The organism is Candidatus Poribacteria bacterium, from assembly GCA_021295755.1.
Lineage (GTDB): Bacteria > Poribacteria > WGA-4E > WGA-4E > PCPOR2b > PCPOR2b.
The window spans coordinates 1-15,792 of the sequence record JAGWBT010000009.1; the positions used below are offsets into that span (position 1 = coordinate 1).

The following is a 15,792-nucleotide window of genomic DNA, read 5'->3' on the forward strand; positions in this document are numbered from 1 at the left end:
ATAACAGAACAAGGAGAAATGGACTGCCTTAGCTAGCCCTCGCCTGACGTCTTTGCGCCTTGCGGGACTGTAATAGAATCCCGTCCAAATGTAAATGCGTTGCATACCCGATTAAACTGGCTGTGTAGAAAGGCAGCCCCCCTTTGAGCAAAACCAAATTCTGTGCTGCCAACAATTCATTTTGGTCGAACTGATCGCGATAGAAGTAGACCATCGGCAAAATCAGGAAAACCGTGGGTAACAGCAGCATCGTCAATTTGGAATGTGTCCACCCCCGATGGTTACCGATAAGTGGAAGCATAGCAAATAAGCCGAAAAAGGCCGATATGGAGTAATGCCCCATATAAATCAGCACGACGTTAAAGATGATGAAGATTCGATAGAAAATCTGTTGACTTTTGCTTTTGGTATCTACATCGGGCCATAGCCCTGAGAGAACAGCAATGACAAAACACGCAGCAATCTTCAGAGGTTCAAGGGACACCGTTGGATTCCAGTCAATTGGCTGTCGAAACACGAAGATACCGGTCAGGGCTATGCCAAGCGAAATCGCGAAAAACGAAGTGTAGGTGACCAATCCACCGATCCAATGTTCACGAAACATGCTCATGATAAAGATCCACTCTTTCTGGACTATTCATTCAGGAAGTCTAACAGATATTGGCTCCAACCGCACATCTTCCCCGACGGGATCTGGCTCTAAAGTAGCCGGCAGCCTGCCGCCTATCAATGGAGTCGCGTACTTCTCAAATGCCTCAGTGACAAAGTTACCCGTTTCATTAATGAAAGCCTCTGGTACTACCTTCTCGGACTTTGCTCCAAGTCCAAGTCGCACCATACCGATTAAAGAGCTATAAGGCTTGTTGGGATCCAAGTGTCGAGCAATCGTAATCATGAAGCCGTTCATTCCATCAACAGCGCGGCGGACAGCTGCTTGTCCCGCCATCAACGCTTCCCCAGAATCAACGACTGAAGCGGACTGCATTCCGAATCGAGAGAGATCCTCAAGTTTATCCCAACTTGCCTTCAGTTGGAGTCGATCGGCGAGAAGTTCACACAGATGTTCCCCTATACGCTTGCCCGGCGGAAGTGTGTATTCGTCTTTACCTTGTACCCCTTCACTGACGACAATCAGACAATAGCCTAACCGCCGGTACACCCCCTCTACATCGGTGAGGAATTGCGCCGGATCCAATCCACTTTCTGGGAGATAAATTAGGTGTGGTGGGTTATCATCGGAATCTCTTGCCAAAGCTGTCGCTGCGGCGATCCAACCGAAATTACGTCCCGGCGTTTCAATGATTTTCACACCTGCTGTGGCACCCATTGCCGCGGCATCACGTCCAACATTTCGCACGACAATAGCGTTTGCTCGTGCAGCGGTGCCATAGCCAAAGCAGTGATCTGTAAAACCGAGAGTATTCTCCACGGAGTGCGGAACTCCTATGCAACACAGCGGATAGCCTTCGGTCTCAGCGAATTCCGCAAGTCGATCGGCGATGGACATTGCCCCCTTATCGCCCATATAAATGACAAAGCGGATCTTATATTTTTTGCAGATTTCTAGAGCGCGATCATAATCCTCGTCCACAAGGGCATTTTCGTTGGAAGGAAGTACCGTGGATGAATTGCTTTTTAGTTTTTCGAGGATCGCAAGCTGCTGCCGTCCCAAATCGATTAGATCGCCTTTCAGCAAGCCTCCTACGCCATCCACTATACCATAGATGTTTTGGATTTCAGCGTGCTGCTTCGCCTCTTGGATTATACCGTAAAGGCAAGCGTTGAATACCGCCGATCGGTTTCCGGATTGTCCGACAACCAGATTTCCTCTAACTTTTAAGGTTGGTTCTATTTGTTGGAGCATGGTAGACACAAGCAAACGAAAAAATGGCTGGGGACGAGACAGGGATCTAAACGTTTAAGTGCTTTGAATCGAATCTGAAGCGCTCCTTGTTTGGATCTAATAAGGTATAGAAATTTAAGCCAATTCCTTCTCAATCTATGTGTTGCAAGATGCTGTTGATCGAGTGCATTATAAATAGAAAAACGCAGGGATTTGTGATATTATACTATCTACAGTTTAAGATAAGACAATCCATCGGAGCGGTTGTTAGGATTAGATTACCACCGTTTACCATTTTGCAACAATAGGTGTTCCATGCCTAGCTGTTGACAAATCTTTTTTGCACCCGCCATGCCCGGGTAAAGTTCAAATGCCATATTCAACATCTCTTTCGCTTGGTTAATCTGGTTAATATCAATGTAGCACTCCGATAGCCTTTTATAAATCCATGCCGTTTCACGTTTCGATAGGTTCAAAGAGCGAATCTTTTCTAAATCGGTCGGAATATTTTCAAGGTTCTGAGGGTTTGTGAGGACACGGAAATAAACCCGTTTCAACCGTTCCTTGATTTCATCAATGAAGTGGTGAAAACAGGGGCGTCGCTTTTCGGACTCAATTAGAGATTCATAAATTCCCATAGCCGTTCGATAATTCCCAAGTGTTTGATAGGCTTCTGCGATGAGGAATTCGCAGTCACGGCTGTCTGCGTAGCCCAAAAAGTCGTCAATGCAGCCCTTTCTTCTTTCACGTTGCAGCTGCTCGTAGATTTCGATACCCGCTTCAATGTTCTCGTTCAGCAGTTCCTGGAACATAAGCTGATATTTATGTCGGGTTTGGTTCGATCTCCGGAGATTTCCAAAGGGGCGAGGGTGCCACGCCTGCTCTACATCTACAGACTTGAGCGTGAGATCATACTTCAGCTTTCGTTGAGGATCGCTCAGGATCTCATAGGCGATACAGATACGGCGAAACATGCGTTCGGCATACTTCTCCTTCCCCGGATTTTTATCCGGGTGGTGCCGCTTCACCTGCTTACGGTAAGCCTGTTTAATATCCTCTGCCGTTGCGCGGCGATCTATTTCTAAAGTGTGGTAGTAGTCTGGAATTTGCATCTGCTTGGGTAGTGTACAATTGACAGTAAGTGTAACAACACTTTATAATTCCACACGCAGGTTTGTTTTGTCAAGATAAACTTTAACCGAAACGTGATGCGCAAAGTATTAGGAGTGACGAATGACGCAAAATACTACAAAGACTCAGGATTCCTTTAATATTAAAATTTGCCGCTCTCTTACCATTTTTATCTTCTTTGGGTACTGTATAACAATAGCTTTTGCTGCGCCGGAGCGGGATCTGAACCTTGCAATAGCGGGTATCGCAGGCGAGATTATTGAGAAATTACCGAAGGATTCCGGCGAGACCGGAATCGCATTGATTCCTCTAAACACAACAGAACCAGATCTAAAAACGGTTAGCCGTGTTTTGACAAGCCTGCTTGCATCCCAGTTGACAGAGGCGATCGGTGAGGCTTTTATTAGTTCAGAACGCTTAGATTGGCGTCAATACCCCACAGATGGCAGTCTGTTGACTCCTGAGCAGGTGAAACAGTATGGCAAATCCTTGGGAAGTCGATGGTTGATCACGGGACGCCTCTCAAAACTCGATTTGGTGGTCAACCTCAATCTTTTTTTGTGGGATGTAAAAACAGGATATCTCCGATATGTTGCCAATCGTCAACTATCCCCGGTTGCTGCGTTGGTGGGACTCTATGCGACAACACCGACCGTGCACCTTCAACCCTACTTCCTCAAATGGCAAAGTTTGCCGGAAGCGGACTATTTTGCACTCGCAATCGAGGTCTCAGATCCGGACGGAGATGGTTTTAATGAAGTGTTGGTTGCGGACGAAAAGTATGTGAAAGTATTGAAATGGAGTAGGGTAGATCTTTGGGAACATCCTGACCTTTCAGACGCACAATATGGCACCGATGAGACGCCGGTTCTGGCACGATCCCGACGGGTAATGCTTGCCGCAGACCGGAATGGGGATGACCGGGATGAAATTTATATCGGCATCCCGCCAAACCTAACACAGCGAGTCGAATGGGGCGAGGACAGAGAGATAACAACCTTTGCAGAGGACTCGGTATTGCTCGCCCAAGGCGAGGAGCGGTTGATCTTTGGGGAAACTGATGCCAATCAGCTGACCTACCGCGGACAATCGACTAACTGTTGGGTGTGGCGTATGGGAAAAATTCACCTGAAACACCCCTGCCCGTTACCTGTCAATTATCATTCAATTGCTACGCACGTGGTAGCGATAGATCGCTCCACAAGCGAAGTTGCCGTTGTTGATTTGGAGGGACATCTACAGATCTATCATATTGACAACAACACGACGCAGCTTTCATGGCAGACACCACCGATCTTCGGCGAAGGGATTGCGGTCGGGGATCTAAACGCGAATGGTACACCGGAGATCGTCGGGACGGTGAAAAACCTGCCGAGTACCCTTGAGTTTTCAGATCAGTTTATTATCCTCGAACAAAAAGGGGGCTTGTATGTGGAGGCGTGGAGAAGTCCGTTACTTGATGGGCAAATTACGGATATGAAAATTGCCGACGCTGACAACGATAATCTGCCCGAACTGATCGTTTGCCTACGCAATCAAAAAGGGAGTCAGATTCAGTTTTATACGGTAACCAAGTAGTGGAAAATACACAACCAAACAGATGAGCAATCGACAATCCAGAGAGGATAATAGGAGACTCCGAATCGTACTCAGCACATGGGGATCAACCGGTGATGTCCAACCGTTTCTCGCCCTCTCTGAGCGGCTATCAAAAGAGGGACACAAGGTTCGTGTTTGTACGTCAGAAATCTATCGAGATCGATTTGCCAAACGTGGGATTGACTTCTGCGCTGTCGGTGCTCCTTTTGATTTAGATCATTTGGATCAAGTGATGGATGAGATTGTTCAAATCAAGGATCCACTCAAATCAGCGATTCTCATTGTGAGAGAGGGTATCCTGTACAAAGCGGACCAATGGTACGAAGACTGCCTCAAGGGAATGGCAGGGTATGATCTTGCAATCTGTCATTCGGCAGATGTACCGGGTCAAGAAGCGGCAATCCGAAATAACCTGCCTTGGATCACAGTTAGTTACTGTCCCGGCTTTATCAAGACGCGCTACGAAGCACCGTCCCCGATCCCCAATCTTGGTCCGCCATTAAATGCATTACTATGGAAAGTGGCAGAACAACTAATCCGAAAGCAGGTTGATCCACTGTTTAATGACTTTATCGCCTCCATCGGCGGGAAGGAACGGGAGTGCATCGGTTTAGAGGGTATGTATTCTCCAGAATTGAATCTGATTGCCGCTTCACCGAGCGTCAGCAAGCCCCCGCCCGACCTGCCCAGTGAGCACAAGTTCACAGGCGCGTGGTTCCTTGAGGAGGCAGATTACGAGATTCCCCCGGTGCTTCAGGAATTTTTAGATCAAGGACCCCCACCACTTATTGTTTCCTTCGGCTCGATGGGCGGAAGCAGAAATGTCGAGACCACAAACATCCTCGTCGAAGCCGTGCGACGTGCAGGTCAACGCGCAATCATTCAGGCAGGTTGGGGAAATCTTGGGATGGAGAGTCCACCTGAAAACATCTGTTTTGTCGGATATGTGCCCCACAACTTTCTGTTTCGCCAAGGGTGTTGTGTCGTCCATCATGGCGGGGCAGGCACGACTGCCGCAGCCTGCCGGGCTGGCGTGCCATCCATCACTGTTCCACACTTAGCGGATCAGCCGTACTGGGGATATACCTTACGCAAAATCGGCGTCGCTCCCAAACCGCTCCATCGCCAGGACATGACCCCCAAACGGTTGGCAAAGCGTATCAACCAAGTTATCTCTTCTCAATCGATGGCGGAAAGAGCAAAAGCATTGATGGAGAAGATCAAAACGGAAGACGGTTTAACAACCGCCGTTAAGCTAATTGAAGCGTACGCTATGAAGTTTGCCTGAAACACCATCAAATATCATGATCGAAAAGATTTTGGTCTTCAGTCTCAGTTTCATCGGTGACGCTGTCCTTTCTACGGCGGTCATCAGTCCGTTACGCCAACGCTTTCCCGATGCGAAGATTACCTTTCTCGTTGGCCCCCGTGCCTTCGATCTGTTGGCTGCCGACCCACAAATAGATCAGGTCCTTGTGTACGATAATCGCGGTGAACACGCGGGCTGGCGTGGAAAAGTTCGCCTAATTAAATTGTTGCGTCGCGAAGGGTTTGATCTGATCGTGGATCTCCGGGATAGTTTCTGGTCACGGTTCGTTGGTGGGAAACATTGGAGCATGCGGCTAAGGAGAGGAAATATCCACGCCGTTACTCGATACCTCGATGTGCTGCAGCGACACGATCTCAACGTTGATGGCGCACGCCCACAACTTCAATTCACCGCTCAAAGGCTTGCGAAGTGCGATGCGTTTTTAATGGAAAATGGAGTTAATCGTCATCGGGTACTGGTCGGGATGCACCCCGGCGGCAACTGGGTTTACAAGCTATGGGGACCAGAGAGCTTTGCACAAATTGCAGACCGGTTGTGCGAAAAATGGAACGCGCAGATTCTGTTGTTTGCTGGACCCAACGAGCGGGAGCTACAAGGACAAGTTGCCAATCTAATGCGCGGGCAGCCGATCTGCGTGAAGGAAGACGATTTGTGTCAGGTCGCTGCGCTGATCGCAGCCTGCGATTTCTATATCGGCAATGATACGGGACCAATGCACATTGCAGTTGCTGTCGGAACTCCTGTAATCGGCATCTTCGGACCGACAAACCACCATCGCAATGGACCCTATGGAGAGGAACACGTTGTCGTCCACAGCAGTGTGGAACTCGGTTGCAATCCGTGCCATCCCGGTAAGCGTCCCGGCGGGTGTGGAAAGGGTAGCTGTGCGGTCATAGAAGCGGTAACCGTTGAGCAGGCGTTCAATGCCGCCGAAAAACTGAAGCACATGAGACGCGATTGGCTAAAACGTACAGGTAAATCTCTCTAACTGTTGGTTCTTGCACGACAAGCCTCTAGGAGACTAGAGTCCAACCGTTTTCACTTGAGGATTTTCCGACGTTTGGCTATAATCGAATACCTGAATCCACGTTGACAACTCTCTAATCATTGGTAGGACAGATCTCACATTTTTTATAAGCAAAGGAGGAAGTCAGATTGGCAAAAAAAGCGGTAGTGCTTTTAAGCGGGGGTGTCGATTCCACGACTATACTCGCAATTGCACAATCCCAAGGATACGATGTATACACCATGAGTTTCCGGTACGGTCAACGACACGTCTTGGAACTCGACAGCGCAGAGCGGATCTCGGAGAAAATGGGGGCAAAAAAGCATGTCATCGTCGATATAGACTTGCGCGCATTCGGTGGTTCTGCTTTGACGGATGACATTGATGTTCCCAAAGAGCGGTCAGATCAACAAATCGGAACAGGTATCCCGATTACCTATGTTCCTGCACGAAACACGATATTCCTGTCTTTTGCACTCGCTTGGGCGGAGACGTTAGAGATCGACACAATTTTCATCGGTGTCAATGCACTTGATTATAGCGGCTATCCTGACTGTAGACCAGAATATATTGAGGCGTATCAGCGGATGGGAAATCTAGCAACGAGGGTTGGAGTTGAAGGTACAGCGAAGCTAAAGATCGAAACCCCTCTGATCTCAATGACTAAAGCGCAAATCATACAGAAAGGAGCAGAACTCGGCGTTGATTACGGACTCACCCTCAGTTGTTACGACCCCGACCCACAAGGCAGAGCGTGCGGTGCGTGTGATAGCTGTTTATTACGGATAAAGGGCTTTGAAGAAGCGGGTGTCGCGGATCCAACAGTCTACAAAACTTGAGGCACATATAGAAGTTAAATTGCTTCGGCAAAAAATATCGGGTGTGCGATTTTTGCTTAATCCTTAAACGTCTTCCAAGTGCTTTCCCCACTATGTTCCATACAACTCATGAAAGGAATTATGATGCCTACCCCAAAAATTCTCATTGCAAGCCGTCAAACACCAGAAGTTGAAGCGATACTCAACGATGCTCCGCCGGAGGTTGAAGTACACTTCCTGCCACCGGGAGAACAACTTGGTGACCACCTCTCCGAAATCGAGATTATCTACGGGGCAATCGGTGAAGCGGATCTTCCAAAAGCCGAATCACTGCGATGGGTGCATCAGCCACATGCAGGTGTTGAAGGTTTCATGTACCCCGCTTTCAAAGCGAGTGATGTGGTGTTGACAAATTGTCGAAGATTGTATGGGCGGCAGATTTCTGAACACGCCTTTGCCCTCCTGCTTTCTCTCACGCGCAGCATCCCGGCGCAACTAGAGTTTATGAAACGCAAGCATTGGGAACGCGTGCCGTGTATAGAATTGGCAGGGATGACGATGGGGATTTTGGGACTTGGCGGCATCGGTCGTGCAGTCGCCGCACGGGCAAAGGCGTTTGAGTTTAATGTGATTGCCGTTGATCCAGAATCTATGGAAAAACCGGATACGGTGACCCAACTTGGAAAACTGGATTGGCTACCGGAGATGATGGTGCAATCCAACGTGGTGATGGTTTGCTGCCCAAGCACTCCCGAAACGCATAAACTCCTATCGCACGAACAGTTTAATCTACTGCCAGATGGCAGCTACCTCGTCAACGTCAGTCGAGGGAGAATTATTGATGAAGATGCCTTAATCACTGCACTTCGGAACGGTAAATTGGCGGCGGCAGGGTTAGATGTGACTTACACGGAGCCGTGTCCGCCGGATAGTCCGCTATGGACCGAACCTAACGTAATCCTAACCGGCCACAGTGCAGGTGCATCGCAGCATATCCGGGCACGCGCCATGCAACTGTTCGTTGACAACTTACATCGTTACGTCAAGGGCGAACTGTTAGAAAATGTTGTGGATAAGCAGAAGGGATACTAAAGACTAGCAACTAGTCTGTTGTCCGTTAGAGGAGATTGCTAAAAAGCGCGGGTTGAAATAATAGTATGAAAAAATCCAAGATAACCCTTGGAATGGTTGGCTTAGGGTATTGGGGACCCAATCTGCTCCGGAACTTTGATCAACTGCCCAATTGTCGCGTCAAAGTCTGCTGCGACCTAGATGCGGGGCGCCTCGCTAGTGCCAAAGAGCAATATCCACATCTCATGGTCGCTGATGACTATAACACCCTGTTGGCTGACCCCGATCTCGACGCAATAGTCATCGCAACACCAGCACGTACCCATTACACTTTTGCCCTTAAAGCCCTTCAACGCGGCAAACATCTCTTCATCGAAAAGCCGCTAACACTGGAGGCACAACACGCTGTCGAATTGGTCGAACTCGCTGAAGGTACAGATCGAATCCTAATGGTCGGGCATCTGATGGAATACCATCCGGCGATTGAAAAACTGAAAGATCTCATCCAGTCAGGAGAGCTTGGACAGATCCACTATCTCTATGCACAGCGGGTCAACCTGGGGAGAATCCGCCACGATGAAAACGCGATGTGGAGTCTCGCTCCCCACGATTTTTCCGTCGCCATGTACCTACTTGACGCCGAGCCGGAGAACGTATCCGCCCGTGGAGCATCCTATCTGCAAGAGGGGATCGACGATGTGGTCTTTGTCAACCTTCAATTTCCCGATGGGATTATGGCGCATATCCAACTGAGTTGGTTAGACCCCCATAAGCTGCGTCTAACAACAATTGTCGGAAGCGAAAAAATGGTCGTTTTTGATGATATGGAAACCACAGAAATGGTTAAAATTTACAACAAAGGGGTCAATCACACGACAGACTACACCTCCTACGGTGAAGCCTTAAGCCCGCGGTTCGGTGATGTCACAATACCGTATATCAAAATGACAGAACCGCTCAGGTTGGAATGTCAACACTTTCTCGATTGTATCATGAATCATCGCAAACCCAGAAGCGATGGCAGAGATGGACTTCGCGTTGTACGAGTCCTACAAGCAGCGCAGCAATCACGCAACCGGAACGGCGAACCGGTGAACATTAAAATGTGATGTGCAATTGTAGCGTCTACGTCGTCGAGAAAGGGGAATAATATGGAGAAATCCTATTTTGTTCATGAGTCCTCTTATATCGATGAGCCGGTTTCGATTGGTGATGGCACCAAGATTTGGCATTTCTGCCATGTTATGAAGGACAGCCAAATCGGACGAAATTGCACACTTGGTCAGAACGTCAATATTGATAGCGGCGTATGCGTCGGAAACAACGTCAAGATCCAAAACAATGTCTCCGTCTACAAGAAAGTCACAATCGAAGACGACGTTTTTTGTGGCCCTTCAGTAGTATTCACAAACGTCATCAATCCGAGAAGTGCTGTCCCCAGAACAATCGATGAATACGATTCCACGTTGGTGAAACGCGGTGCAACAATTGGCGCCAATGCAACGATTATCTGCGGTGTCACTATTGGTGAACACGCTTTCATCGGTGCAGGGGCTGTGGTAACGCGAGACGTACCCGACTATGCCTTAGTCTACGGCAACCCTGCGCGGCAACAAGGTTGGATGTGTCAGTGTGGAACCCGTTTGGAACTAACCGACAATTTCGCACAGTGTGATTGCTGTCATCAAAAGTATCAGTGTCGCAAGAATCGACTTACATCTGCCTGTTAGGGACGAAATGGACTTAAAAGATAAACGTATCTTGGTTATTGGTGGAGCCGGCTTTATCGGAAGCCATGTCGTTGATCAGTTAATCGAGACAGACGTTGCTGAGATTATTGTGTACGATAATTTCACGCGAGGGATCCAAGAAAATTTGCGGGCTGCGTTGAAAGATTCAAGGGTTTCGGTATATCCTCACGGTGGAGACATACTGCACCGTGACATATTGGATTCGGCGATGGAGGGAGTTCACGGCGTGTTCCATTTGGCAGCGCTTTGGCTGTTACATTGCCATGAATATCCTCGTTCCGCCTTTGAAGTCAATATTGGAGGTACTTTCAACGTGCTAGAAGCAGCAATTAAACACCGGATAGAGCGCGTGGTCTATTCCTCCTCTGCTTCAGTATACGGCGACGCTGTCGAACTACCCATGACGGAGGAGCATCCTTATAATAACTATACCTTCTATGGGGCGACCAAGATTGCCGGTGAACAGATGTTTAAGGCTTTGGGACATCGCTACAATTTGGATTGGGTGGGGCTGCGTTACATGAACGCCTACGGTCCCCGCCAAGATTATAAGGGAGCTTATACCGCTGTCATGATGAAGATTCTGGACCGTATCGATCAGGGGTTACCTCCAATTGTTTACGGAGATGGCAGTCAACAGTACGATTTCATCTACGTGAGCGATATCGCCCGTGCGAACGTTTGTGCCATGCAGGCTGACGTGACCGACAAAAACTACAATGTTGGACGGGGCATCGGCACATCAATCAGAGCGTTGACAGAGTTGCTGCTGCGGTTGACAGGCAGCAATCTTGAGATCCAATATCAACCTGCCGGTCAAACTTTTGTGACAAACCGGATCGGTTCTACCCAAGCCGCTGAACGGGATTTAGGGTTCCGGTGGAAAGTCGATATAGAAGATGGGCTGCGTCGATTAATAGATTGGCGGGCTGCCGATAAAAAAGGCGGTGTTACCGTTGAAGGATGAGACAGTATCTCAAAAGATACCAATCACCAAACCGTTTTTCGGAGCAGAGGAAGAAGCTGCGGTCCGCGCTCCTTTGCACAGCGGTTGGGTGGTTCAGGGACCGTATGTCAGAGAATTTGAGGAGAAGTTTTCAGCCTTCACGAAATCACGTTTTTCAATTGCCACTAGTTCCTGTACAACGGCGCTGCACATCGCTGTTGCTGCGCTAAGGTTGCAGCCCGGTGACGAGGTGATTGTGCCTGCCTTCACATGGATCTCCACCGCTAACGTGGTGGAATACATGGGGGCAAAACCTATTTTCTGCGATATTAATCTGCCTACGTTCAATATAGATGTAGAGCAGATTGGAGGACTCATTACACCCCGAACGGTGGGTATCATCCCTGTACACCTATTTGGACTATGTGCGGAGATGCAGCCACTTCAGGAGATCGCTCAAAAGCACAACCTGTGGGTTGTGGAAGATGCTGCGTGTGGGTTCGGTGCTCAGTATCACGGAAAACATGCAGGCACGTTTGGCGAGATGGGCTGCTTTAGCTTCCATCCACGCAAGTCCATCACCACCGGAGAAGGCGGTATGATCACGACACAGCGCAAGGATTTCGATCAACTAGGGCGCATCTTACGAGATCACGGTGCCTCGCGTTCCGATCTCTCACGCCACACTGTCAAAGCTGGGTTTCTGTTATCAGAGTATAATCATCTCGGCTATAACTACCGCATGACAGACATCCAAGGTGCGCTCGGTTGTGCACAGATGGATCGGGCAGCATGGATCTTGGACATACGTTCACAGCGCGCTCAGCGTTACGATCAGCTGCTAACTAAAGTAGAGTGGTTGGAAACACCGAGAATTCCCGACGGTTTCGTCCACGGCTATCAGGCTTACGTTTGCCTGTTTTGCCCTGAGGAACCCACCCTGAACAACGTAGATCCACTCCACCAACAGCGCAACGAACTGATGATGCAACTGGAAGCGAAAGGGATTGCGACCCGCCAAGGCACACACGCCCCAGTGCTGCAGGGGTACTATACAGAAAAATATGCGTTACATCCTGAACAGTTTCCCAATGCTTACTTGGCAGATCGACTGGCTCTGACGCTGCCGCTCTATACACAGATGACAGACGTTGAACAGGCGTTGGTATGTCAAAGTCTTCGGCAGGTCATGGGTTAGATTATGTGTGGTATAGCAGGAGCAGTATCCCTCAATCATGATCCTCTCCAAATAGAACGCCTGAAACCGATGGTAGATGTGATCGCCCACAGAGGACCAGACGATGCAGGTTATCTCGTCTATCAGACAGGCATACATCACCCAACCTGTCAGGATTTTACAGATAGCCAATTTCAAGAAGTTTGCCCGTCGCTGCCCGTAATCGATTCAGCTGCCGAACAGAACAGATTGCATTCAGAAAAATGGGATCTGTTTTTCGGACACCGAAGGTTGTCGATCATCGATCTCTCCCCGCGTGGGCACCAACCGATGTGCGATAAATCACGTAAGATCTGGCTCATCTACAACGGGGAAATCTACAATTTTAGAGAAATACGTCAGGAGTTGAAAGCGCTCGGTTATCACTTTTCTAGTGCCTCCGACACCGAAGTTATCATCCACGCTTACCACCAGTGGGGAACGGACTGTATTCACCGATTCAACGGGATGTTTGCCTTTGCGCTGTATGACAGTCGCAACCAAAAAGTCTGGCTCGCTCGCGATCGCTACGGCATCAAGCCGCTCTATTACACTCTCACCAATGAAGGCACATTTCTGTTTGGGTCCGAAATCAAATCCATTCTGGAATACCTGCCCGACAGGCCGGACGTGGATCTCGCGGCATTAAACGAATACTTCTCATTCCAAAACATTTTTAGTGACCGAACCCTCTTCTCAAGGATTAAGCTACTCCCGCCCGGACACTGCTTGGAACTCGATTTGTCGCGCGGGGAGATTGCCAAGACCAAGTACTGGGATTTTGACTTCGGGCAGGAGATAAATGTCCCCGCAAATGAACTCGAAGATCAACTTTACGACCGATTGACACAGGCTGTTAAGCGCCAGTGTGTCAGCGACGTTCCGGTGGGTAGTTATTTGAGCGGCGGCATGGATTCAGGAACTGTGACAGCTATCACTGCTTCTGTATTCGGGCTGATCTCCACATTTACAATAGGTTTTGATCTCTCGGAAGCCGCAGACCATGAATTGAGCTTCGATGAGCGTAAGTCAGCCGAATCTATGGCAAACCTGTTTCAGACAGCGCATCACGAGAGTGTACTGTGTTCTAGCGATATGGAAGCTGTCATGGGAGATCTGATCTGGCATTTGGAAGATTTGCGTGTCGGACAGTGCTATCCCAACTACTATGCGGCTCAGTTGGCAAGTAAGTCTGTTAAAGTGGTCATGTCCGGAACAGGAGGCGATGAATTATTCGGCGGTTATCCGTGGCGATATGCCGCAGCGATTGGAAACAGTGTCGAGAGTTATACGGACAATTATTACCACTACTGGCAGAGATTGGTATATAATAAAGAGAAACCCCTGCTTTTCAACCAAGAGGTTGCAAACCAACTCCGCAAATTGGATATTGACGGGACAATTCCCTTCAAAAACCATACTTTGAAGACATTCCGGAATGTCTATCCGGGAGACATTCGATGCGATAGCCGTGAGGAACAGGTTAACCACTCACTCTACTTTGAATGCAAGACCTTTCTACACGGGTTGCTTGTCGTTGAAGACAAAATTTCGATGGCACATTCATTGGAAACGAGAGTGCCGCTTCTAGATAATGATTTGGTTGATCTCGCTTGCCAGACACCTGTCCACTACAAAATTGCCGATTTGCACAATTGGAAAGCGTTCGATGCGAATAGTCCACGGACAGGGAAGGTCAATTTGGAACGAACAAAGGTCGGGAAAGACATCCTACGCAAAACGATGGGACGGATTATCCCCAAATCAATTACACAAGCCAAGAAACAGGGCTTCAGTGGACCCGATGAATCGTGGTTCCGTGGCAGCAGTGAAAAATATATACGAGATCTTTTGCTGGATGACAAGGCTCGGATTAACGAATATCTCAATCCTGAATATGTGCGACAGGTCATTGAAACCCACAGCTCTGGTGTAGCGAACAAGCGACTCCTGATCTGGTCGTTGTTGAGCTTTGAATGGTGGTTGAAGCAGTTTGTCAAATGAACATCAAACGCATTGAGAAACTCATTGGTGACGCAATAGACACATACGATCTAGACCTATCAGAACTCACTGTTTTCACAGAGGCAGCAAGTGGTAACTATGTTGTAACTCCCTTGATTGCAGCATTGGCTGGTTCGGATCGGGTCTTTGCGATCACACGAGACTCTGGGTACGGTACAGCAGTTGATATACGGGATTTCACACTTGAATTGGCGAAAAGGTGGGGAGTAGGGGATCGAATTGAGGTAGTCTCCAATAAGATTCCAACAATGCTTTCGCAGGTTGATATTGTAACGAATCTCGGGTTTGTGCGCCCAATCGATAAGAATATAATTACCCACCTAAAACCAACTGCCGTTCTCCCACTGATGTGGGAAACATGGGAGTTCCGTGAGGCGGATCTGGATCTCTCAGAATGTCGACGCAAGGGAATTATGGTTTTAGGGACGAATGAGCGGGAGGTGGGGCTAGACCTTTTCAACTATGTAGGATATTTGGCAGTTAAACTGACGTTTGAATTAGAGATTGAAATTTACAGATCGAAAGTTGTGGTTGTCGGAAGCGGTCTCTTTGGTGAAAGCTGCGTCGAGACATTCGATAAGCTGGAGGCGAAACTAAAATATATTAACCTTTCTGCAGGCGATTCCTTGGACACCGAATCTGCTAAATCTGCGCTTTGCAATGCTGATATCGTTATTTTGGTAGAACACCACAGCCCAGCTTGCTTAATTGGCAGTGAGGGACAAATAGCTGTTGATGAACTGTTAGCGTTGAGCCCACATGTGTCGATTGTCCACATCGCAGGAAATATAAATCGCGAAGAAATCGATAACGCCGCCATTCCGTGCCTTCCGCAAAAATCAGCAGCACCCGGTTACATGAGCGTTACAACCGATTACTTAGGTCCTAAGCCGGTTATTGCCTTGCATACCGCCGGATTGAAGGTTGGTGAGGCAATGGCACGGACGCGCCTTGCAGGTTTCAACCCGATTAAAGCAGAAAAAAAGGTCTTGCACGACCTACCGTTCGCCATGGGATTTGGTCCCTCACACAAATATACGCAAACATCTTAGAGGT

The 15,792-nt window shown here is 48.5% G+C and carries 14 protein-coding genes; 11 read left to right on the forward strand and 3 right to left on the reverse strand.

Features of this window, described 5'->3' with window-relative positions:
* Nucleotides 1-28: 28 nt before the first annotated feature.
* The 3 genes from J4G02_02255 to J4G02_02265 all read right to left on the reverse strand — a co-directional run bounded on the left by J4G02_02255 (nucleotide 29) and on the right by J4G02_02265 (nucleotide 2,955).
* The gene (locus J4G02_02255; protein ID MCE2393418.1) at nucleotides 29-610 is read right to left on the reverse strand and encodes a metal-dependent hydrolase; all 582 of its coding nucleotides are present in this window, start codon (nucleotides 608-610) and stop codon (nucleotides 29-31) included.
* Between the two features lie 27 nt (nucleotides 611-637).
* Nucleotides 638-1,864 (reverse strand): diphosphate--fructose-6-phosphate 1-phosphotransferase, encoded by a 1,227-nt coding sequence (locus J4G02_02260; protein ID MCE2393419.1) that lies wholly within the window; start codon nucleotides 1,862-1,864, stop codon nucleotides 638-640.
* Nucleotides 1,865-2,121: 257 nt separating this feature from the next.
* Complete coding sequence (locus tag J4G02_02265) at nucleotides 2,122-2,955, reverse strand: DnaJ domain-containing protein (protein MCE2393420.1); 834 nt, start codon at nucleotides 2,953-2,955, stop codon at nucleotides 2,122-2,124.
* A gap of 121 nt (nucleotides 2,956-3,076) precedes the next feature.
* On the opposite strand from J4G02_02265, the gene J4G02_02270 reads away from it, so the two are divergent.
* The 11 genes from J4G02_02270 (at nucleotide 3,077) to J4G02_02320 (ending at nucleotide 15,788) form a co-directional block, all read left to right on the forward strand.
* Nucleotides 3,077-4,552, forward strand: coding sequence for a hypothetical protein (locus J4G02_02270; GenBank protein ID MCE2393421.1), 1,476 nt, complete (start codon nucleotides 3,077-3,079; stop codon nucleotides 4,550-4,552).
* A 22-nt stretch (nucleotides 4,553-4,574) separates the two neighbouring features.
* A complete protein-coding gene (locus J4G02_02275) occupies nucleotides 4,575-5,861 on the forward strand; it encodes a glycosyltransferase family 1 protein (protein MCE2393422.1) in 1,287 nt (428 codons plus the stop codon).
* 16 nt (nucleotides 5,862-5,877) lie between these two features.
* Nucleotides 5,878-6,891 carry a glycosyltransferase family 9 protein gene (locus J4G02_02280; protein MCE2393423.1) on the forward strand — a complete coding sequence of 338 codons (1,014 nt, stop codon included), beginning with the start codon at nucleotides 5,878-5,880 and terminating at the stop codon, nucleotides 6,889-6,891.
* Nucleotides 6,892-7,058: 167 nt separating this feature from the next.
* Nucleotides 7,059-7,748 carry a 7-cyano-7-deazaguanine synthase QueC gene (gene queC, locus J4G02_02285; protein MCE2393424.1) on the forward strand — a complete coding sequence of 230 codons (690 nt, stop codon included), beginning with the start codon at nucleotides 7,059-7,061 and terminating at the stop codon, nucleotides 7,746-7,748.
* A gap of 123 nt (nucleotides 7,749-7,871) precedes the next feature.
* Nucleotides 7,872-8,819: a D-2-hydroxyacid dehydrogenase gene (locus J4G02_02290; GenBank protein MCE2393425.1), complete on the forward strand. Its 948-nt coding sequence runs from the start codon at nucleotides 7,872-7,874 to the stop codon at nucleotides 8,817-8,819.
* 65 nt (nucleotides 8,820-8,884) lie between these two features.
* Nucleotides 8,885-9,907 (forward strand): Gfo/Idh/MocA family oxidoreductase, encoded by a 1,023-nt coding sequence (locus J4G02_02295; GenBank protein ID MCE2393426.1) that lies wholly within the window; start codon nucleotides 8,885-8,887, stop codon nucleotides 9,905-9,907.
* A gap of 42 nt (nucleotides 9,908-9,949) precedes the next feature.
* Entirely contained in the window at nucleotides 9,950-10,528 is a 579-nt protein-coding gene (locus J4G02_02300) for an N-acetyltransferase (GenBank protein MCE2393427.1), read from the forward strand.
* 7 nt (nucleotides 10,529-10,535) lie between these two features.
* On the forward strand, nucleotides 10,536-11,516 hold the full coding sequence (locus J4G02_02305) for an NAD-dependent epimerase/dehydratase family protein (GenBank protein ID MCE2393428.1): 981 nt from the start codon (nucleotides 10,536-10,538) through the stop codon (nucleotides 11,514-11,516).
* Nucleotides 11,506-12,693 carry a DegT/DnrJ/EryC1/StrS family aminotransferase gene (locus tag J4G02_02310; protein ID MCE2393429.1) on the forward strand — a complete coding sequence of 396 codons (1,188 nt, stop codon included), beginning with the start codon at nucleotides 11,506-11,508 and terminating at the stop codon, nucleotides 12,691-12,693. The genes J4G02_02305 and J4G02_02310 overlap by 11 nt, the downstream gene beginning before the upstream one ends.
* Before the next feature lie 3 nt (nucleotides 12,694-12,696).
* Entirely contained in the window at nucleotides 12,697-14,715 is a 2,019-nt protein-coding gene (asnB, locus tag J4G02_02315; protein ID MCE2393430.1) for an asparagine synthase (glutamine-hydrolyzing), read from the forward strand.
* Complete coding sequence (locus J4G02_02320; GenBank protein ID MCE2393431.1) at nucleotides 14,712-15,788, forward strand: hypothetical protein; 1,077 nt, start codon at nucleotides 14,712-14,714, stop codon at nucleotides 15,786-15,788. Before asnB ends, J4G02_02320 begins: the two co-directional genes overlap by 4 nt.
* Nucleotides 15,789-15,792 lie beyond the last annotated feature (4 nt).